Origin of the sequence: Alteromonas sp. H39 (assembly GCF_047556435.1) — a bacterium.
Classification (GTDB): domain Bacteria; phylum Pseudomonadota; class Gammaproteobacteria; order Enterobacterales; family Alteromonadaceae; genus Alteromonas.
In genome coordinates this window covers 3,661,928-3,682,407 of record NZ_CP180210.1, presented here as the reverse complement: position 1 = coordinate 3,682,407, position 20,480 = coordinate 3,661,928, and the positions used below count along the sequence as shown (strand labels likewise).

At 49.7% G+C, this 20,480-nt stretch carries 18 protein-coding genes; 15 read left to right on the top strand and 3 right to left on the bottom strand.

Going from position 1 to position 20,480, the window contains the following annotated elements; translation table 11 throughout:
- Positions 1–195 precede the first annotated feature (195 nt).
- A complete protein-coding gene (locus ACLBLI_RS16060) occupies positions 196–882 on the top strand; it encodes a type 1 glutamine amidotransferase domain-containing protein (RefSeq protein ID WP_414828577.1) in 687 nt (228 codons plus the stop codon).
- Positions 883–1,008: 126 nt separating this feature from the next.
- Here ACLBLI_RS16060 and argR read toward each other — a convergent pair whose 3' ends face one another.
- On the bottom strand, positions 1,009–1,473 hold the full coding sequence (gene argR / locus ACLBLI_RS16055; RefSeq protein WP_414828576.1) for a transcriptional regulator ArgR: 465 nt from the start codon (positions 1,471–1,473) through the stop codon (positions 1,009–1,011).
- A 220-nt stretch (positions 1,474–1,693) separates the two neighbouring features.
- Here argR and mdh point away from each other — a divergent pair, with 220 nt between their 5' ends.
- Positions 1,694–2,632: a malate dehydrogenase gene (mdh, locus tag ACLBLI_RS16050; protein ID WP_414828575.1), complete on the top strand. Its 939-nt coding sequence runs from the start codon at positions 1,694–1,696 to the stop codon at positions 2,630–2,632.
- 356 nt (positions 2,633–2,988) lie between these two features.
- Here mdh and ppc read toward each other — a convergent pair whose 3' ends face one another.
- On the bottom strand, positions 2,989–5,610 hold the full coding sequence (ppc, locus tag ACLBLI_RS16045) for a phosphoenolpyruvate carboxylase (RefSeq protein ID WP_414828574.1): 2,622 nt from the start codon (positions 5,608–5,610) through the stop codon (positions 2,989–2,991).
- Between the two features lie 232 nt (positions 5,611–5,842).
- Here ppc and ACLBLI_RS16040 point away from each other — a divergent pair, with 232 nt between their 5' ends.
- The 13 genes from ACLBLI_RS16040 to nqrM all read left to right on the top strand — a co-directional run bounded on the left by ACLBLI_RS16040 (position 5,843) and on the right by nqrM (position 18,944).
- On the top strand, positions 5,843–6,463 hold the full coding sequence (locus ACLBLI_RS16040; RefSeq protein WP_414828573.1) for an FKBP-type peptidyl-prolyl cis-trans isomerase: 621 nt from the start codon (positions 5,843–5,845) through the stop codon (positions 6,461–6,463).
- Between the two features lie 355 nt (positions 6,464–6,818).
- Positions 6,819–7,349 (top strand): TRAP transporter small permease subunit, encoded by a 531-nt coding sequence (locus tag ACLBLI_RS16035; RefSeq protein ID WP_414828572.1) that lies wholly within the window; start codon positions 6,819–6,821, stop codon positions 7,347–7,349.
- Complete coding sequence (locus ACLBLI_RS16030; RefSeq protein WP_414828571.1) at positions 7,349–8,716, top strand: TRAP transporter large permease; 1,368 nt, start codon at positions 7,349–7,351, stop codon at positions 8,714–8,716. Before ACLBLI_RS16035 ends, ACLBLI_RS16030 begins: the two co-directional genes overlap by 1 nt.
- A 13-nt stretch (positions 8,717–8,729) precedes the next feature.
- On the top strand, positions 8,730–9,824 hold the full coding sequence (locus tag ACLBLI_RS16025) for a TRAP transporter substrate-binding protein (RefSeq protein ID WP_414828570.1): 1,095 nt from the start codon (positions 8,730–8,732) through the stop codon (positions 9,822–9,824).
- A gap of 159 nt (positions 9,825–9,983) precedes the next feature.
- A complete protein-coding gene (gene fabV / locus ACLBLI_RS16020) occupies positions 9,984–11,162 on the top strand; it encodes an enoyl-ACP reductase FabV (protein ID WP_414828569.1) in 1,179 nt (392 codons plus the stop codon).
- Between the two features lie 632 nt (positions 11,163–11,794).
- Positions 11,795–13,135, top strand: a complete 1,341-nt coding sequence (locus ACLBLI_RS16015) for a Na(+)-translocating NADH-quinone reductase subunit A (protein WP_414828568.1) — start codon at positions 11,795–11,797, stop codon at positions 13,133–13,135.
- A gap of 3 nt (positions 13,136–13,138) precedes the next feature.
- Positions 13,139–14,341, top strand: a complete 1,203-nt coding sequence (locus tag ACLBLI_RS16010; RefSeq protein WP_414828567.1) for an NADH:ubiquinone reductase (Na(+)-transporting) subunit B — start codon at positions 13,139–13,141, stop codon at positions 14,339–14,341.
- The gene (locus ACLBLI_RS16005; protein ID WP_414828566.1) at positions 14,331–15,095 is read left to right on the top strand and encodes a Na(+)-translocating NADH-quinone reductase subunit C; all 765 of its coding nucleotides are present in this window, start codon (positions 14,331–14,333) and stop codon (positions 15,093–15,095) included. Before ACLBLI_RS16010 ends, ACLBLI_RS16005 begins: the two co-directional genes overlap by 11 nt.
- A gap of 10 nt (positions 15,096–15,105) precedes the next feature.
- Entirely contained in the window at positions 15,106–15,738 is a 633-nt protein-coding gene (locus ACLBLI_RS16000) for an NADH:ubiquinone reductase (Na(+)-transporting) subunit D (RefSeq protein ID WP_218313007.1), read from the top strand.
- Between the two features lie 3 nt (positions 15,739–15,741).
- Positions 15,742–16,350 carry an NADH:ubiquinone reductase (Na(+)-transporting) subunit E gene (nqrE, locus tag ACLBLI_RS15995; RefSeq protein WP_414828565.1) on the top strand — a complete coding sequence of 203 codons (609 nt, stop codon included), beginning with the start codon at positions 15,742–15,744 and terminating at the stop codon, positions 16,348–16,350.
- A 20-nt stretch (positions 16,351–16,370) separates the two neighbouring features.
- Entirely contained in the window at positions 16,371–17,603 is a 1,233-nt protein-coding gene (nqrF, locus tag ACLBLI_RS15990) for an NADH:ubiquinone reductase (Na(+)-transporting) subunit F (RefSeq protein WP_414828564.1), read from the top strand.
- A gap of 87 nt (positions 17,604–17,690) precedes the next feature.
- Positions 17,691–18,686, top strand: a complete 996-nt coding sequence (locus ACLBLI_RS15985; protein ID WP_414830983.1) for an FAD:protein FMN transferase — start codon at positions 17,691–17,693, stop codon at positions 18,684–18,686.
- 24 nt (positions 18,687–18,710) lie between these two features.
- Positions 18,711–18,944, top strand: coding sequence for a (Na+)-NQR maturation NqrM (gene nqrM, locus ACLBLI_RS15980; protein ID WP_414828563.1), 234 nt, complete (start codon positions 18,711–18,713; stop codon positions 18,942–18,944).
- A gap of 230 nt (positions 18,945–19,174) precedes the next feature.
- Here the strand turns inward: nqrM and ACLBLI_RS15975 are convergent, their stop codons facing one another.
- The gene (locus ACLBLI_RS15975) at positions 19,175–20,263 is read right to left on the bottom strand and encodes a glutathione S-transferase family protein (protein WP_414828562.1); all 1,089 of its coding nucleotides are present in this window, start codon (positions 20,261–20,263) and stop codon (positions 19,175–19,177) included.
- Between the last annotated feature and the right edge of the window lie 217 nt (positions 20,264–20,480).

Sequence of the window (20,480 nt, the reverse complement as noted above, 5' to 3'; positions counted from 1 at the left end):
TGAAAAACCCGCTTCGGCGGGTTTTTTTGTGTCTGAGGTATTCTTGCGCTTATATATTTTCAGGAACAGTCTTTAAGCCCGCTTGTTAAATGTGAGTGCTTACATACTTTAAGAGCAACAAAATTAATGTTTTCAAAGTAATCTAGTTTGCTTTGGTCGCTGTACCAATATGACTTTCAATACACAGGAGGTCGTATGACTAAACGAATTTTAATGGTGATGACATCTCACGATATTCTGGGCGACACGGGTAATAAAACCGGTATGTGGCTGGAGGAGTTCGCCTCACCGTATTACGCCTTTCTGGATGCAGGGTATACCGTTACCCTGGCGTCAACACTAGGTGGGCAGGTCCCTATCGACCCGAACAGTCTCGGCGATGATGCGATGACCGAAGACGCAAAGCGTTTCACTGAAGATGAGCTGGCCCGTTCAGCGCTATCTTCTACTATCCCGATTGAAGATGTGACGGCGGATGAGTTTGATGCCATTTTCTATCCTGGTGGCCACGGGCCGCTATGGGACTTGTCAGACAATCAGCACTCGGTGTCGCTTATTGAAAATATGGTCAAAGCTGAAAAGCCGGTTGGCGCTGTCTGCCATGCTCCTATCGTACTTAAAGAGGTGAAGGGGCCGGATGGCAAACCGTTTGTCGATGGTAAAGAAGTAACCGGTTTCTCTAATAAAGAGGAAGACGCGATGGAGCTCACGAGCGTGGTGCCGTATTTGGTGGAAGATGAACTGGTAGCCAAAGGCGGTAAGTTTTCGCAGGCAGATAATTTTGAGCCGCATGTGTGTGAAAGCGGCCTGCTGATCACCGGTCAAAACCCTGCTTCTTCTAAACCTGCAGCAGATAAGCTAATAGCGCGATTGGGGCATTAATGCTGAATGTTTAAGGATGTAAGCGAATAGAAATGCGTGTTGATTTCGAACGCAGCATCCAAATAAAAAGCGAGAGCTCGGGCTCTCGCTTTTTTGTGTACCTGGCTCAATGAGAATTAACGTGCTTTACACGTTGTCGAAAAGATCTTCGACGCGCTGGCGCAACTCTTCAATTTTGCCCACGTCAGCCGGGGCGATGAAGATGGTATCGTCGCCGGCAATGGTGCCCAACACGCCGTCTTTTTTGCTTAGTGAATCGAGTAAGCGGGCTATAAGCTGAGCAGCACCCGGGCTGGTACGGATGATAACCATCACGTTGTTATGAACAATATCCAGTACTAGCTGCTTCAGCGGGCTCTTGGCCGTCGGCATGCCCAGCTCAGGTGGTAAGCAGTACACCATATCTCCGCGTGCATTTCGTGTACGTACCGCGCCGAATTTGCTGAGCATACGGGATATTTTGGACTGGCTGATATTGTCGAAACCCTGCGACTTGAGTGCGTCTACAATCTCGCCTTGCGAACCGTAGCTCTCCGATTTCAGAATTTCCTTGAAGGCTTTGATCAGTTGTTCTTGTTTTGGGTTAGCCATAGCGTCCTGTAAACATTTCGAGGGTGAATAAAGAGTATATATTGTGCCGCAGACGTGAACTTTCCGCAATTTAATTGCATAATCATTCATGATTATGAATATTGCTCATAAAATTCATCAAATGGCGTCCATAAGACCATTAGGTGATTGAGTTTTCCCCTTCGTTGCATTAGTGTGACGTTCCATTTTTTATACGTGAGTATTCCATAGGAGAATTGGTATGAAAGTAGCCGTGTTGGGTGCTGCCGGTGGTATTGGTCAGGCGCTGTCTTTGTTGTTGAAAACACAATTGCCAGCAGGTTCAGAATTAGCGCTTTATGATGTTGCGCCAGTAGTTCCTGGTGTTGCGGTTGATTTGAGCCACATCCCCACTGCAGTGAAAGTCACCGGTCACGGTAAAGACGATCTGGGCGACGCGCTGACAGGTTGTGACGTAGTGCTGATCCCTGCCGGTGTGCCTCGTAAGCCGGGTATGGACCGTTCAGACCTGTTTAACATCAATGCCGGCATCGTGAAAACGCTGGTAGAAGGTGTTGCTGACCATTGTCCTTCTGCATGCCTGGGTATTATCACTAACCCGGTAAACACCACTGTTGCTATCGCGGCAGAAACGCTGAAAGCAAAAGGGGTTTACGACAAGAACAAGCTGTTCGGTGTGACTACACTTGACGTGATCCGTGCTGAGACGTTTGTGGCTGAACTGAAAGATCTGGATCCTGCTGCAACGCACGTTCCGGTAATCGGCGGCCATTCAGGTACGACTATTCTGCCTCTGCTGTCTCAGGTTGAAGGTGTATCTTTCTCTGACGACGAAATCGAGAGCCTGACGACTCGCATCCAGAACGCTGGTACTGAGGTTGTTGAGGCGAAGGCCGGTGGCGGCTCTGCAACATTGTCTATGGGTCAGGCTGCAGCACGTTTCTGTCTGTCTCTGGTAGCGGCAATGCAAGGTGAGAACGTAGTTGAGTATGCATACGTTCAGACTGATGAGAGCGATGACGCGGCATTCTTCGCACACCCTGTTCGCCTTGGCGCGAATGGCGTAGAAGAAATTCTGCCTTACGGCGAGCTGAGCGACTTCGAACAGAAAGCCAAAGAGTCTATGCTTGAAGGCCTGCGTGGCGATATCAAGCTGGGCGTTGACTTCGTTAACGGCTAAATATTTCGCGAGTCTCTTTGTCTCGCACTGAATATGATAAAAGCTCCCACTCATTCGTGAGTGGGAGCTTTTTTATGTCTGTAATGTTATGCGTATGTCACTCTGTGCCGGGGCGAAATTCCACTCCCAGTAAGTCATCCCGGTGAAGTGCAGTAACTGCTAGCGGTTGCGGTGTGATTGGAGTGTGCCCAGCTTTTAAGCCCTGCGTTGCAATGACACGGCCGGTCAATTGCCGTTAGCATTACTACGGCCTGCGCCGCAATAAAATGACATACGTCCGGTTTTAGAAATAAAAAAGGCTAGTCGAAACCAGCCTTTCTCTGTTTTGTCAGTCTGCAAAATCAGACGTTGCTGAGCTAGCCTGTGTTACGCATACCGATCGCGATACCTGCAATTGTCACCATCATGGCGCGCTCCAGCGTAGTATTATGAGCATCTTCACCGGCCTCACGAATACGTTCAAGCAGCTCGATTTGCAAATAGTGCAATGGCTGCAAATACGCAGCGCGGATCTCCATCGACTCTTTGCCGGACGGGTCGTTGTCCATAATGCCTTTTTGTCCGGTTAGCGCCAGCAGCGATTCGATACTGTCTTTCAGCTCGGTACGAAGGGCTTCACCAAAGTGTTTCAGCTCTTGTGGTACCAGGCGTGCATCGTACGCTTCGCTGATGCGTGGGTCGGCCTTATGGAATACCATATCCAGCATCGACAGGCGCGAACGGTAGAATGGCCATTCAGAGAACATTTCTGCCACAACTTTCTCGTCGCTTTCCGATTTCACCTTATCGATAGCACGCATTACGCCAAGCCATGAAGGCAATACCAGGCGAGTTTGCGCCCAGGCAAATATCCATGGGATAGCGCGCAGGCTTTCAATTCCGCCCTGCGGCTTACGCTTAGAAGGGCGGCTACCTAACGGCAGCTTACCCAGCTCCTGCTCTGGCGTGGCCACACGGAAGTAAGGCACGAAATCTTTGTCTTCGCGCACAGTTCCGCGGTAATTGTCACGACCTGCTGCCGCCATCTTAGTGATGAGCTCTCGCCATTCCTGTTTCGGTGCCGGCGGTGGGAACAGCATCGCTTCAATAATGGCACTGGTGTATATGCCTAAGCTGCGTTTGGCAAGCTGTGGCATACCAAATTTATAGCGAATGGTTTCGCCTTGCTCAGTAACACGGAAGCCACCGTCCAGTGAACCCGGCGGTTGTGAGTGGATTGCCGCGTGCGCAGGCAAACCACCACGGCCAATTGTACCGCCACGGCCGTGGAATAAGGTAAGCGTCACATCGAACTCATCTGCTAATGCAACCAGGGCTTCCTGCGATTCATATTGTGCCCAGCCAGCAGCCAGTGCGCCAGCGTCTTTGGCGGAATCTGAGTAGCCAATCATCACATATTGCTGGCCTTTCACATAACCACGATACCAGTCAATCGACAGCAGCTTGCGCATAACTGACGGCGAGTTATTCAGATCGTCCAGCGTTTCAAACAGCGGCGCCACAGGCATGGGCCAGGATACGCCTGACTCTTGCAGCAGCAACTGTACTGCCATTACGTCTGACGGCTCACTGGCCATCGAGATAATGTATATTCCAAACCCTTGTTCACTGTGTTTCGCGATAACGCGGCAGGTCTCAAGCACTTCTTTTACATCGTCCGAGGCATCCCATTTAGCCGGGAAAAGCGGACGTTTCGAGCTCAACTCACGCAGCAGGAATGCCTGTTTGTCGGCTTCGCTCCATTGCGCGTAGTCACCAAGCCCCAAATACCGGGTCAACTCACTGAACACGTCAGCATGACGCTCTGAGTCCTGACGGACGTCCAGTTTTAGCAAGTGAACACCGAAGCAACGTGCACGGCGGATGGTATCCAGCAGGATGCCATCGGCAACCACTTTCATGCCGCAGTCGCACAGCGAGCGGTAACATAACAACAGTGGTTTCAGCAGTTCATCGTTGCTGGTGATCCAGTCGCTTTCGTCCGGTGAGTTGCCTGCAAGGTAATCGGCGATGCCATCACGGGTAGCGGCAAAGCGGCGAACCAGCGGACGCAGCAGCGCGCGGTAGGGCTCATTCACATCGCCAACAAGGTCACGCAGTTCCTGGTTGCAGTCAAACATTGACAGCTCAACCTGCAGACGGTCTAAGTCTATCGTGAACAGCTTGGCAGCGCGTTTACGCGCCAGAAGCAATACCTGCTCGGTCACTTTAGAGGTAACAAATGGGTTGCCATCGCGGTCACCGCCCATCCAGGAACTGAACTGTACCGGCGCGGCGTCCAGTGGCAGTGACACCGAATAATCTTTTTGCAAACGATCATCAAGCTCACGCAGGAAATCAGGAACAGCTTCCCACAACGAGTTCTCAATAACCGAGAAGCCCCAGCGCGCCTCATCAACTGGCGTCGGGCGCTCAGAGCGGATTTCTTCGGTGTGCCATGCCTGTGCTATTAAATCTGCGATGCGGGTTTCTACTTTCTCGCGCTCGGCATCGGAAATCGTGTCCTGATGTAGTTCTTTCAGGCAACGGGATAACTCTTTGTGTTTGTGGATCAGCGTACGTCGCGTCACTTCAGTTGGGTGCGCGGTAAGCACAAGGTCGATATTCAGCTTCGCTACGGCCTTTTGCACATTGTCCGCGCTCAGTTCGGCCTTATCCAGATGCTCGAACAGGGCATCAATGGAAGCGTCCACATTCATGGCACTGTTGTATTCCTGCTCGGCAATATTGCCCAAATTCAGAAACTGTGCGAATGCTCTGCCGACAGTCAAAAGATCGGCATCTGACATGCTTTTGAAAATTTCTTTCAGATTTTCGCTTCGGTCAGCATCTCCCTGATAGGATGATCTGCCGTCTTTACGGATGGTTTCAATCTTATCCAGCCACTCTTGTCCCAGTTGCGCCTTGATGGTCTCACCAAGTGTTTTACCCAGGTAGCGTACTGTATCTTTCAGTTCAGCATCATAGTGTGATTGCATTGCGTCCTCCTGCTAGCATGCCTTTCACCTTACTTCGTCAAGGCGTCGTTGTCTAACGTCAAAGAGTTATAATTTAAATCTATAAATTTAGTTCATTTGAGGTGAAACTTTGTGTCAGGCAAGACGTTTCGTGGTGTGATACACTCTTTGCCCGAAAAATATTGGTGCGTTGCGTATTGTATCAAGTGCGCAAAACTTAACCAATATATGTAATTTTATTTCAGGAGTTCTTGTGACAGATACCTTCGATACGGTAGAAAAGCAGGCCAGCTACGGCATTGGTTATCAAATGGGTGAACAACTTCGCACAAATCCTTTCGATGGCATGACCATCGATGCGGTTGTTGCCGGTCTTCAGGACGCGTTTGGCGGTTCTCAGCCTCAGGTCGATAACGACACGCTGCGTAACGCTTTCGGCGAAATTCATCAGCGCATGCAAGCGGCGAAAGAAGAAGCCAGCAAAGCAGTAATTGAAGAAGGGAATGCCTTCTTAGCAAAAAACGCCGAGCGTGACGAAGTGTCTGTAACCGAGTCAGGCCTGCAGTACGAAGTGATTGCAGAAGGCGAGGGTAACTCACCAAATGCCGACAGCACTGTGCGCGTTCATTATCACGGCACCTTAATTAACGATCAGGTGTTTGACAGCTCTTATGAGCGTGGTCAACCAGCAGAATTTCCGGTAAACGGCGTAATTAAAGGCTGGACTGAAGCCCTTCAGATGATGAAGGAAGGCGCGAAATGGCGTTTATATGTACCGCACAATCTTGCGTATGGTGAGCAAGGTGCAGGCGGCGCGATTGCCCCTTACAGCACGCTTGTCTTCGACGTTGAGCTACTTGACGTACTTAGCTAAAGACGCTGCGGAGTGGTCGGTTGTGACCGGCCACTCCCGTCATTCTCTGATTATTTTACCTGCCGGAAAAGCCAGATAGCGCTCTCAGTCTGCTGTGTTCCTGGAGCATAGTGCCCAACATCAAAAGCCGTTATCGCCCCTGATATCCCTTCATGTTAAAACCACAGACTCCGTCGTTCGAGCCTTTGCAATGCGATTTACAGGCAGCGTTATTGTGTCCGGTGTTGTGTTAACGTTACTGTTGCCCAGGCACGCTAAACAGCATCCTGTCAGGCATAGTGATTGGCAAAACGCTGAAATCTTATTACCCTAGCAACTAACGTAAATAAATTGTTAAGCGGACTGATAAGTAGCTATGTCCACGCCCTCCAGCAACCATGTCGATGAACCGGCATATCGTACGATAGATAAATTTAATGCCGCGCTTTGTCGGTGGGTCAGTATCGGTACCCTGATAATGGTGTTGTTAACCTTTCTCATTGTTGTACTGCGGTACGGCTTTCAGATGGGATGGATTGCCTTACAGGAATCGGTGATGTATCTGCATGCGCTGGTTTTTATGGTGGGCATTGCCCATACACTGCGCGCCGAGGGACACGTGCGGGTAGACGTGTTATACCGAAAAATGTCCGCTCGCAGCCAGGCATGGGTGAACCTGGTTGGCACGTTGGTTTTTCTGGTCCCGGTTTGTATCACCGTTGCCGTAATAAGCTTCCCGTATGTGGCGGAATCCTGGAAATTGCTTGAATCGTCACAGGAAGCTGGTGGCTTACCGCTGGTCTTTTTGCTTAAATCCCTGATTCCTTTATTCGCTGGCCTGACATTACTGCAGGGACTGAGTGATATAGCACGTTACGCTCACCAGCTAAAAGGAGGGGCGCGCTGATGGAATGGATGGCTATTGCGCTGTTCGTCTGCGTGTGCGTGGTACTGCTGTTCGGTTATCCGGTGGCGTTCACGCTGGCGGGAACGTCGTTGGTTTTTGCCGCCATCGGTTTTACCACAAACACGTTCGATACCAGCTATCTCAATGCGATGCCTAGCCGGCTTTATGGCATATTGACCAATCAAACGCTGATAGCCGTCCCTCTGTTTATCTTTATGGGCATAGTGCTTGAAAAATCGCGGGTAGCAGAAAATCTGTTAACCGCGATGGCCGCATTGATGGGGCGGTTTCGCTCAGGTATGGCAATCTCTGTCGTGTTGGTTGGTATGTTGCTGGCCGCCAGCACCGGCATTGTCGGGGCCACAGTGGTGACTATGGGGTTGCTGTCGTTGCCGTCGATGCTCAAGCGTGGCTACACACCTTCCTTTGCCTCTGGCGCTATCTGTGCCACAGGTACGCTGGGGCAAATTATTCCGCCTTCAATTGCCTTAGTGCTACTGGGTGACGTGTTATCAAGTGCCTACCAGCAAGCGCAGCTTTCTATGGGGATATTCTCGCCGGATACCGTGTCAGTGGGAGATTTGTTCGTCGGCGCACTCATTCCTGGATTGTTGTTGGTCGGTTTGTACTTGCTTTACGTGATGCTGACCAGCAGCCGTAGCATTGATGAGAGTAACTCGGAGCCCGTTGCACCCCAGGCAATCAGCGGTACACAACTGATAAACGCGTTATTTCCGCCACTGGTGCTGATGATTGTGGTGTTGGGATCTATTTTGGCGGGATTCGCCACGCCGACAGAAGCCGCCGGCGTGGGGGCAACCGGAGCGTTGTTGCTGGCGATAATGCAGCGACAGCTAAACTGGCAGCGCTTAAAAGACGTGATGATGGATACCACGAAAGTCACCTCAATGGTGTTTTTAATCCTGATTGGTGCATCTATATTCTCACTGGTTTTTCGTGGGTTTGGCGGCGAACGGCTTATTCATGATTTTCTTAGCAACCTGCCCGGCGGCATCATTGGTGCCATGCTGGTGGTGATGTTGGTTGTGTTTATTCTTGGTTTCATCCTGGATTTTATTGAAATCACGTTTGTTGTTGTACCGCTGGTGGCGCCGATACTCCTGGCGATGGGGGTGGACCCGGTATGGCTGGGGATCATGTTAGCGGTGAATCTGCAGACATCATTTTTAACTCCCCCGTTTGGCTTTGCCCTTTTCTATTTGCGGGGCGTTGCACCACCTGAGGTACTGACCAGCGATATTTATCGTGGCGTTGTGCCGTTCATCTGTATACAAATTGTGCTATTAATAGCGTTAGCTGTTTGGCCTGAACTGGCAACCTGGTTGCCGGATACCCTGTACGATTAAGCGGAATAATAAAATGAAAAAATACGGAATAGCCGGATTGTTAGTGCTCGCCCTGGCAACCCTGACTGCGTGCTCGGATAATACGACGCAAACCGCAGCTGATACAACAAGCGCACCTCAACAAACCTATAAGTGGAAGCTGGTGACATCCTGGCCTAAAAACTTTCCCGGGCTCGGACGAGGCCCGGAAACCTTCGCTGACTACGTTAATGCCATGTCGGGTGGTCGCCTGCAGGTAACGGTTTATGGTGCTGGAGAGCTGGTGCCAGGATTTGAAGTGTTTGACGCGGTATCGCAGGGCACCGCGCAGATGGGGCATGCCGGTGCATATTACTGGAAAGGGAAAATGCCCGCAGCGCCCATTTTTTCTGCCATTCCGTTTGGCATGAATGTGATGGAAATGAATGCCTGGTTGCATTATGGCGGCGGCATGGAGCTGTGGCGCGAGCTGTATGCGCCGTTTGGTGTTATCCCGTTTGCCGGTGGCAATACCGGGGTGCAAATGGCGGGATGGTTCAAAAACGAAATTACCAGCCTGGATGACTTTTCGGGCCTGAATATGCGTATCCCCGGCCTGGGTGGCGAAGTCTTCAAAGTGGTAGGAGGCGTTCCCGTGTCTCTGACCGGCGGCGAGATATTTGTGTCGTTGCAATCCGGCGCGATTGATGCGACCGAATGGGTAGGTCCATACAATGATCTTGCCTTTGGTCTTTTTCGGGCCGCTGACTATTACTACCATTCAGGGTGGCATGAGCCGGGCACCGCGCTGGAATTTATTGTCAACCAGGAAGCCTATGAGGCACTGCCGGCATATTTACAAAAAATCGTGGAGGTCGCTACCCGCGCGGTAAATCAGGATATGCTGGACGAGTACACCGCGCGTAATAACCAGGCGATGCAGAAGCTGATTAACGAACACGGCGTTAAGGTTCGACCGCTACCGGATGACGTGCTGGCTGCACTCAAAGAAGCGACGGCTGACGTCATGGCGCAAAAGTCGGCGGAAGATCCGATGTTTAAAAAAGTGTATGCATCGTATAAGGCTTTCTATGAAGGCGTTCGCGAGTATCACAAACTTTCCGAGCAGGCTTACTATAATAACCGCTAAGACAAAGTATCAGGACCTGTTGCTGACACAGTAACAGGTCGCTACTATCATTATATTTCCTGCGGCCTGACGCGATCCGACCATTGTCTTATCTGCTCCGAGTTGTTATCCCGTTAGGCATCATTACAATACCCGCACAATTAGCAAAGGACGTAAGTTATGGTTATCAAGCCTAAAGTCAGAGGCTTTATCTGCACCAATGCACACCCGAAAGGCTGTGCAGAGTCGGTGGCACAACAGATTGAATACGTAAAGCAACAGGGCGATCTGGGTGAGGGCCCAAAAAATGTGCTGGTGCTGGGATGCTCGACCGGATACGGGCTGGCATCAAGAATTACCGCAGCGTTCGGCTACGGCGCAAAAACGCTTGGCGTATGTTTTGAAAAAGAACCCAGCGAGCGTAAAACCGGAACGGCTGGCTGGTATAACGTGGCGGCCTTTCATGACCAGGCTAAATCAGCCGGACTCTATGCCGACACGCTCAATGGCGACGCCTTTTCCAGCGAAATGAAAGACGATGTGATTGCCAAAATCAAAGAAGAGATGGGCAAGGTCGATCTTGTAATTTACAGCCTGGCAGCACCGCGGCGCACCGACCCTGAAACCGGCATCACCTACAAATCAACATTGAAGCCAGTCGGCCAGTCTTATACGACGAAAACCTACGACACCGATAAAGATAAAGTGCATGAGGTTACACTGGAGCCGGCTAACGACGAAGAAATTCTCAATACCATCAAGGTGATGGGTGGTGAAGACTGGGAGCTATGGATGGATGCGCTGGCCAATGCCGGTGTACTTGCGGAAAACTGCCAGACCACAGCCTACACTTACATCGGTAAAGAATTAACCTGGCCAATCTACGGGCAGGCGACAATTGGTAAAGCGAAAGAAGACCTTGACCGTGCCGCCGCCGCAATTATTGGCAAGCACAGCCACCTGTTAGTGGATGCGCATGTGAGCTCACTAAAAGCACTGGTAACGCAGGCCAGTTCAGCGATTCCGGTGATGCCGCTGTACATTTCTCTGATTTATCAGGTAATGAAAGAAGAAGGCACCCATGAAGGGTGTATCGAACAAATCTACGGATTATTCACATCGTGCCTGTATGGAGATAACCCAACGCTGGATGAAGCGAATCGCTTCCGCATGGACGGCAAAGAAACCAACGATGCGACACAGACTAAAATCAAAGCCCTGTGGGATCAGGTAACGCAGGAAAACTTTCATGAGTTAAGCGACTATGCTGGTTACCATCATGAGTTCCTGAAGTTATTCGGCTTTGATATTGACGGTGTTGACTATGATGCCGATGTCGATCCGCAGGTAAGCTGGTAAGTAAAGGAAGGTACGTGGCTGTGAGCCTGAGCGACCATAGACTTATTCGCACCTTCCTTGAGTTTTACTGTAAAAAGGCCGTCGTTCACGACGGCTTTTTTGGGCTCTTGGTTACAAAACTAAGTTTTTCCAGCTTTATCAATATTTTAAATTTTTATTGATAGGCGAATCAGGTGTTGCCATAGGGCGAAAAAAAGCGGGGCTATTGTTGCAGGAATGTAGATAACGCCTTGTACTGACTGGCAGTATCGTCATTTTTACACTAATTAGTATAAAAATTTTGGTTTCTCAGTGATTAGCATGGCACAACCGTATTGGTTAATGCTAAAATCCCGAAATTAAGTAGGGTCTAATCTGCCTTACGTCGTGACAGTGGCGCGGAACACGCATCACAACAATAATAATACAAGCAAGCGGCCAGCCACTCGTCTATCAAGATAGAAAAGCAAGAAACGTCAGAAGCGACTTTCCGACGCGATTAGCCGAAAACTCGGTAGCCGGAAATGTCTAAATTGGGATATTCAATAGCGAAAGGTGATTAACACCTGTTTAGAGTGCGCTTTCGCATGATGACAGGCAGAATTCCTGCGGTCATGCAAAAGGGTATTTCTATTAGAGTAGTGCAATTACATATGATAAAAATCAAGAAAGGTCTCGACCTCCCAATTGAGGGAGCGCCGCAGCAGCAGATCTCTGACGGATCTGCTGTCACGCGCGTTGCCGTTCTGGGAGAAGAATATGTGGGTATGCGCCCTACCATGCACGTCCAGGTTGGCGACAAAGTGAAAAAAGGTCAGATTCTTTTTGAAGACAAAAAGAATCCTGGCGTGAAATTCACTGCGCCGGCTGCGGGGGAAGTGGTAGAGGTTAACCGTGGTGCAAAACGTGTTCTTCAGTCAGTAGTGGTTAAAATCGAAGGTGACGATGCCGTTACTTTCGACAAGATCGCAGCTGACCAGATCGCCAGCACATCACGTGAGCAACTTCAGTCAATTCTGGTAGAGTCAGGGTTGTGGACGGCATTGAGAACGCGTCCTTACAGCAAATCACCTGCACTCGATTCTGTGCCTCATTCCATCTTTGTTAATGCTATGGACACCAATCCACTGGCAGCAGACCCAACCGTTATCGTTGCTGAGCGTGAAGCCGACTTCGTAAGCGGCCTCAATGCGTTAACGCAATTGAGCGGTGGCAAGGTTTACGTCTGTAAAGCGGCTGGCGCAACGGTACCAACCGGCAACGCCGCGGTTGACGTTGAAGAGTTTGGCGGACCGCATCCTGCCGGACTTACTGGCACGCACATCCATCACCTGGATACCGTGGGTCAGGGCAAAAAAGTCTGGACAGTTAACTATCAGGACGTAATGGCAATTGGCGCCTTACTGACCAGTGGTGAACTGGATAATCGTCGTGTTGTGGCTATTGGTGGCCCGGCTGCGAAAAATCCTCGCCTGGTTCGCACGCTTTTGGGCGCAGATGTGACTGAACTGACTGAAAACGAACAAACTGACGGTGATATCCGCGTAGTGTCTGGTTCCGTACTGAACGGGACAACTGCACAAGGTGTTCACGGCTTCCTGGGTCGTTTCCACCTGCAAATCTCATTGTTAAAAGAAGGTCGCGAGAAGAAATTGTTTGGCTGGATCACGCCTGGTTCAGATAAACACTCAGTGACCCGTGCTTACTTAGGTCACCTAAGTGGCAGCAAGAAATTCGATATGACAACAACAACCAATGGCTCTGAGCGTTCTATGGTGCCAATTGGTAATTACGAACGCGTTATGCCCCTGGATATCATTCCTACGCTATTACTGCGTGATTTGATTTCCGGTGATACTGACAGTGCTCAGGCGTTGGGTTGCCTGGAATTGGATGAGGAAGATTTGGCATTGTGTACTTACGTATGCCCTGGCAAATACAACTATGGTCCGATCCTGCGCGACATTTTGACCACGATTGAGAAAGAGGGTTAAGTCATGGGTTTAAAAGCGTATTTAGAAAAAATCGAACCAAACTTCGAGCCAGGTGGTAAGCACGAAAAATGGTACGCGTTGTATGAAGCAGCCGCGACTATCTTCTACACACCAGGCAAAGTAAACAAAGCCAGTACACACGTGCGTGACAGTATCGATCTGAAGCGCATCATGATCATGGTATGGATGGCAACATTCCCGGCCATGTTCTTCGGTATGTACAACATCGGATTCCAGGCAAGTGAAGCCATTGCTGCGGGTGCAGGTACACTGCCTGATACCTGGCAGGCTGGTCTGTTCACGGCGTTAGGTGGTGACCTGACAAATGCCGGTATCCTGGGCATGTTCTTCTACGGCGCCTGTTTTTGGCTGCCAATTTACGCCGTTACATTTATTGTCGGTGGCTTCTGGGAAGTGCTGTTCGCTTCAGTGCGTAAGCACGAAGTTAACGAAGGTTTCTTCGTAACTTCAGTGTTATTCGCGCTTACATTGCCGGCGACTATTCCTTTGTGGCAAGTGGCTTTGGGTATTACCTTTGGTGTGGTTATCGCCAAAGAAGTGTTCGGCGGAACTGGCCGTAACTTCTTAAACCCAGCTCTGTCAGGCCGCGCGTTCCTGTACTTTGCTTATCCTGCACAAATCTCTGGCGACCAGGTTTGGGTTGCTGCAGATGGTTACTCAGGTGCCACGTCATTAAGCCAGGCTGCGTCAGGTAATCTGGATTACAGCAACATGGATCAGTGGATGAACAGCTTCCTGGGAACCATTTCAGGTTCTGCGGGTGAAGTGTCTGCACTGGCTATCTTGATTGGTGGTCTGTTTATCATGTACATGCGCATCGCCAGCTGGCGAATTGTTGCGGGTGTGGCGATTGGTGTCGCGTTTTTCGCAACATTGCTGAACATGATTGGCAGCGATACTAATTACATGTTTGCGATGCCTGCTCACTGGCACTTCGTAGTAGGTGGCCTGGCATTTGGTATGTTCTTCATGGCGACCGACCCGGTATCAGCCTCCTTCACCAATAAAGGTAAATGGGCTTACGGTATCTTTATCGGATTTATGACAGTACTGATTCGCGTCCTTAACCCTGCTTTCCCGGAAGGGGTTATGCTGGCAATTCTGTTTGCTAACCTGTGGGCGCCACTGTTCGACTATTTTGTCGCGCAAAGCAATATTAAGCGGAGGGTAGCTCGTGTCGGCTAAGAAAGAATCTTTAGGAAAAACAGTCGGTATCGTTGTTGCTGTCTGTCTTGTATGTTCTATCGTGGTATCAGGTGCGGCGGTTGGCCTTCGTTCACTGCAGCAAACGAATGCCGCGCTGGACAAGAAAACCAACATTCTGACTGCCGCCGGTCTTTATGAGACAGGCATGAGCAACAAGCAGATTGAGTCGGTATACGCAGAGCGCGTTGAGCAACGTTTCGTAGATCTGGATAGCGGTGAGTTCACTGAAGCACCTGAGTCCAATTACGATATGTACAAAGCCGCCAAACAAACCGAGTACAGCACCAAGGTAACCAACAGCAATGTGGGTTTCCAGCGTCGTCCTGACGTGGCAAGTGTATACATGGTTCGTGATGAAACGGGTGACGTATCGCGCGTTATTCTGCCAGTGCATGGCAGTGGCCTGTGGGACCTGATGTATGGCTTCCTGGCAGTGGATAATGACGGCCAGACAGTCAGAGAGCTGATTTACTATCAGCAAAAAGAAACGCCTGGACTGGGTGGTGAGGTGCAAAACCCTGCGTGGCAGGACAAATGGGACGGTAAAAAGCTTTTTGAGGATGGCGAAGTGGCTATCCGCGTGAAGAAAAATGCAAACCCAAGCAACCCACACTCAGTGGATGCACTATCAGGTGCAACTCTTACCAGTAACGGTGTAGAAAACACCATTCGTTACTGGACTGGTGAACAGGGCTTTGGCGAGTTCCTGAAGAAACAGGCATGGCGTTCATAAGGGGATTTTCATGGCAGATACAAAAGAAATGAAAAAGGCCCTCCTGGGGCCGATCCTGGACAACAACCCAATCGCCTTGCAGGTTCTGGGTATTTGTTCAGCACTGGCAATTACGACCAAACTGGAAACAGCCTTGGTAATGTCACTGGCGCTGACCAGCGTTGTGGCGTTCTCAAACCTGTTTATCTCGTTAATTCGTAACCAGATTCCGTCAAGTGTACGGATTATTATTCAGATGACGATTATCGCTTCACTGGTAATCGTGGTTGACCAGATTCTGAAAGCTTACTCTTATGAGATATCCAAACAGCTTTCGGTGTTCGTGGGACTGATTATTACCAACTGTATCGTTATGGGACGTGCAGAGGCATACGCGATGAAGAGTCCGCCTCTGATGAGTCTGCTAGACGGTATTGGTAATGGTCTTGGCTACTCCTTCATCCTGATTGTTATCGGCACCATCAAAGAGTTGTTTGGTTTCGGTACCATTCTTGGATTTGAAATTCTGCCACTGGTACAAAACGGTGGTTGGTATCAGGGTAACGGTCTGTTAATTCTGCCGTTCAGCTCATTCTTCCTGATTGGCGGCATGGTGTGGTTCATCCGTACTATTCGTCCAGAGCAAGTAGAGCCTAAGGAGTAAGTCGTGGAACATTATTTATCTCTATTTGTGCGCTCAATCTTTGTTGAGAACATGGCACTATCGTTGTTCCTGGGTATGTGTACATTTTTGGCCGTATCCAAGAAAGTAAAAACAGCGATGGGTCTGGGTGTTGCTGTTATCGTGGTACTGGGTATTTCGGTACCGGTTAACCAGATTATTTACGTAAATATCCTGGCGCCGGGCGCGCTGGAATGGGCCGGCTTCTCTGAAGCGGACCTGAGCTTCCTTAACTTCCTTACTTTCATCGGTGTTATCGCTGCACTGGTGCAAATCCTGGAAATGAGTCTGGATAAGTTTTTCCCTGCACTGTACAACGCGCTGGGTATCTTCCTGCCGCTGATCACAGTTAACTGTGCCATCTTCGGTGGTGTGGCATTCGCAGTACAACGTGAATACACACTGAGCGAAAGTGTGGTTTACGGCGTAGGAAGTGGCATGGGCTGGGCACTGGCAATTGTATTGCTGGCCGCTGTCCGTGAGAAGCTGAAGTACGCTGATATGCCTGATGGTATTCGTGGTCTGGGCTCTGTGTTCATGATCGCGGGTCTGATGGCTCTGGGTTTCCAGTCTTTCACTGGTATTCAGCTGTAATTGAGCTCGGGAGCATATAAATGAATCAAGTAGAAATTTTTCTTGGCGTCGGCATGTTCATTGCCATCGTTTTGGCGCTGGTATTCATCATCATGTTTGCCAAGTCAAAACTGGTACCTAGTGGTGATGTGAAAATCACCATTAATGATGATCCTGACAAAGCCATTCAAACTCAGCCAGGCGGTAAGCTGCTTGGTGCACTGGCAGAAGCAGGTATTTTCGTGTCTTCAGCCTGTGGTGGCGGTGGTTCTTGTGGCCAGTGCCGTGTTGATGTGAAATCCGGTGGTGGTGAAATTCTGCCAACGGAACTAGACCACATCACCAAGCGCGAAGCCCGTGAAGGCTGCCGTCTGTCTTGTCAGGTAGCGGTTAAACAAGACATGGACATCGAGCTGCCTGAAGAAGTGTTCGGTATTAAGAAATGGGACTGCGAGGTTATTTCTAACGATAACCAGGCTACGTTCATCAAAGAACTTAAGCTGAAAATCCCTAACGGCGAGAGCGTTCCGTTCCGTGCCGGTGGTTATATTCAGATTGAAGCTCCACCGCACCACGTGAAATACAAAGACTTCGATATTCCTGAAGAATATCGTGCTGACTGGGAACGTTTCGGCTTCTTCGATATTGAGTCAAAGGTAGACGAGGAAACTATCCGCGCCTACTCAATGGCAAACTATCCGGAAGAAGAAGGCATTATTATGCTGAACGTGCGTATCGCTACGCCGCCGCCTAATAATCTAAGCCTGCCTGCCGGTAAGATGTCTTCGTACATCTGGAGTCTGAAAGAAGGTGATAAAGCGACTATCTCAGGTCCATTTGGTGAGTTCTTCGCGAAAGAAACTGACGCCGAAATGGTCTTCGTAGGTGGTGGTGCGGGTATGGCACCGATGCGTTCGCACATCTTCGATCAACTTCGTCGACTTAAGACAGATCGCAAGATTTCGTTCTGGTACGGTGCACGTTCACTTCGTGAAATGTTCTATACCGAAGATTTCGACGAGCTGGCGGAAGAAAATGATAACTTCCAGTGGCACGTTGCCCTTTCAGATCCTCAGCCAGAGGACAACTGGGAAGGTTACACAGGCTTCATTCACCAGGTACTTTTAGAGAACTATCTGAAAGATCACCCGGCGCCTGAAGATTGTGAGTTCTACATGTGTGGACCGCCTATGATGAACGCCGCGGTTATCAACATGTTGAAAGACCTCGGGGTAGAAGATGAAAATATCATGCTGGATGACTTTGGTGGTTAAGACAGCAGCGGTATAATGAAAGGGGGCAGAGGCCCCCTTTTTTTATAGTGAGGGAATGCAGTGAAAACAGCTTATATTCAGGCTCTGATGGTAGCCGCTGCGATATTGATTCTTAGCGCATGCAGCAGCGAGAAAATGCCGGTTGTGCATCTGAACGGCCAGACTATGGGAACAACCTACAATATTAAATATGTTGTAGAGGATGAAGGTGCAAGAGAGGATCTACAGGGTAAGGTTGACGATCGCCTGGCTGAGATCAATAAGCTGATGTCGACGTATGATATGACCTCTGAGCTTTCCAGATTCAACCAGTATCGTTATACCGACACCTTCGCGGTTTCATATGAAACGCAGCTGGTAGTGACCGAAGCGTTACGTCTGGGAGAATTAAGCGACGGGGTGCTGGATATTACCGTGGGGCCGCTGGTGAATTTGTGGGGGTTCGGGCCTAACAAAAGGCCAGCACAAATCCCAACGCAGGCCGAGATAGACGAAGTTCGGGACTTTGTTGGTCTGGATAAACTGGCTGTAAGCAACTCCGGTCTTACCAAGCGTCATCCGATGGTTTACGTCGACTTGTCCACCATTGCAAAAGGGTATGGTGTTGATCAGGTAGCAGAACTGCTTGAGCGGCATGGCCTTAAAAACTACCTGATTGAAATTGGCGGGGAAATGCGGGTTCGTGGTCACCGCGGCAACGGCGATCCGTGGTTGATAGCCATAGAAAAGCCGGTAACCACGGAACGGGCGATTCAAAAAGTTGTCTCTATAGGCAGGAACGCCATCGCGACATCTGGTGACTACCGCAATTATTATGAAGATGATGGGGTTCGTTACTCTCATCTTATCGACCCTCGCACTGGCAGACCCATAACGCACAATCTGGTGTCAGTTACCGTGGTACATCCCTCTTCAATGACAGCAGATGGCCTGGCAACCGCAATTAATGTGATGGGATGGGAGCAGGCGAAGTCACTGGCAGAGGAACAGGGATTGGCGGTGTTATTGATCCGAAAAACCGAGGAAGGTTTTGAAGAGTATATTTCATCTGAATTTGATAAAATTGTAGACGTACAGAATTAGTGCGTAACAGCTTAGAGGTTTACTATGTCCACGTTTATTCTTGCCTTTGTATTCTTTCTGGCGATGGTGCTTGCCATGGCAGTGGGATACCTGGTGCAGCGAAAATCTATTTCTGGTAGTTGTGGTGGACTGGGCGCGTTAGGTATTGAGAAAGCCTGCGACTGCCCCGAGCCTTGCGACAGAAAAAAAGCGCGTATGGAAAAAGAACAGGCGCGGGAAAAAAAGCTCAAAGAGTGGAAAGAGAATCAAATTTTGTAACATGCTGATAGCGCAGTGTTATTGCGTTTTCAATGATGTAGAAAAGCGGGCCGACTAATGGCCCGCTTTTTTGTATCTGAGGGGTATTTCCCCTCATATTTTTTTAGCGCCTCAGGCTAACACCACCTTCATGTTGTCGCTACCGCGTTTGCTGCCTGTGCGTTAGTCGGCAGTTCAGTGTTCACAAGTAAGCCGCTGCTATCCACGTCGCGTCTGTAGTATTCATATCATTAAGAGAACCACAACTGGTTATCGCGTCTTGTCAGCTTTGCTTTAACGGGGAGTTCGAGCAGAGGCAGCAGACCAGGCGAATAACGGGCTGCTATCTTGGCTTTTTCGTCGCGGTTTAGCCTTTGATAACAGGCCTGCACCCGCTGCCATTTCCATTGCAGGAACGGAAACGTTTTTCGCAGTCCTTGACTACCGCAGATACTAAAAGATACATCCCCTATTGCTCTGGGCACCGGGACGTCGCCGTGTGTGGAAGCAAAGTTCGCCACCTGCTCCAGTGTCTGCGTTATCACGTCGCTCATCTCTTCCACCATTCGGGAAACGATGGAGTGAAGCGATTTGCTCTCGCCAGCCATACTCACGCGGGTATCAAGTGGCGATGAAAATGCCATTCTTTGAACCCAGGCAGATACCTTCGGAGCAGTCTCATCCATCAGCCTTTTCGAGTAGGGATCCCGTCCTAAATGCGCATACAGAGGCCCATAGAATCCGAAGTCTGCAATAGTAGGTTTACTCCCCAGTAGAAAGTCAGAATGTGTAAAACAGGCATTTAAGTCGCTGAGTAACGCGTGATAACTTTGCTCTATAGCAGGGATAGTCTGCGCCGTTATTCCCAGCACCGGTAGCGCACCGGCAAAACGTTGTGCCAGTTGCTGGCCAAGGTGTATCTGCGCGTCCTGGGACGACTCTGGCGCCGCGGTAAAGCCAAACTCCCGGTAAGCAAACTGGCGGTTCTCCTCTATACTCCAGCGATAATGCATAGCGGGGATCACCAGCCATTCATCGGCATAGAAATGCAGTAGTTCAGCAACGAAATTGGTAACGGCATCCTGCGATGTGATGGGATTATCCGGGAAGCGCGCCTCCAGTTGGTCCATGATGACAGTCGTATCCTGCCAGACATCGTCTTCCGGCGTCACTAATACCGGTATGTACTGCACCCCGGTACGCGGAATAATCAACGTTTTGTAGCAGGACTGTGTAGACAGTTTTTCTTCAAAGGGGATGTGCTTAAAACGCAGATAGCTGCGTAACTTTCCGGTATAAAGAGAGCACGGCGAACCTATCAGGGTATAAGTCGTATCCATAATAACCATGACGCAAACAGAAGAGATACCACAAGCCTAATAGATTTGTGACACACCGGGGCTGATATTCGCTGATAGTTATTTATTGATAACAGTGAGCGGCGCTCCTTTTTGAAATACCCTGAAGACAGAGAAGGGCGGGCAGCAATATAAAGTCGCAGGGGGAGGCAAAGTCTGTTTCTTACGAATTGTAGGAAACTGCAGGCATTATCTTATT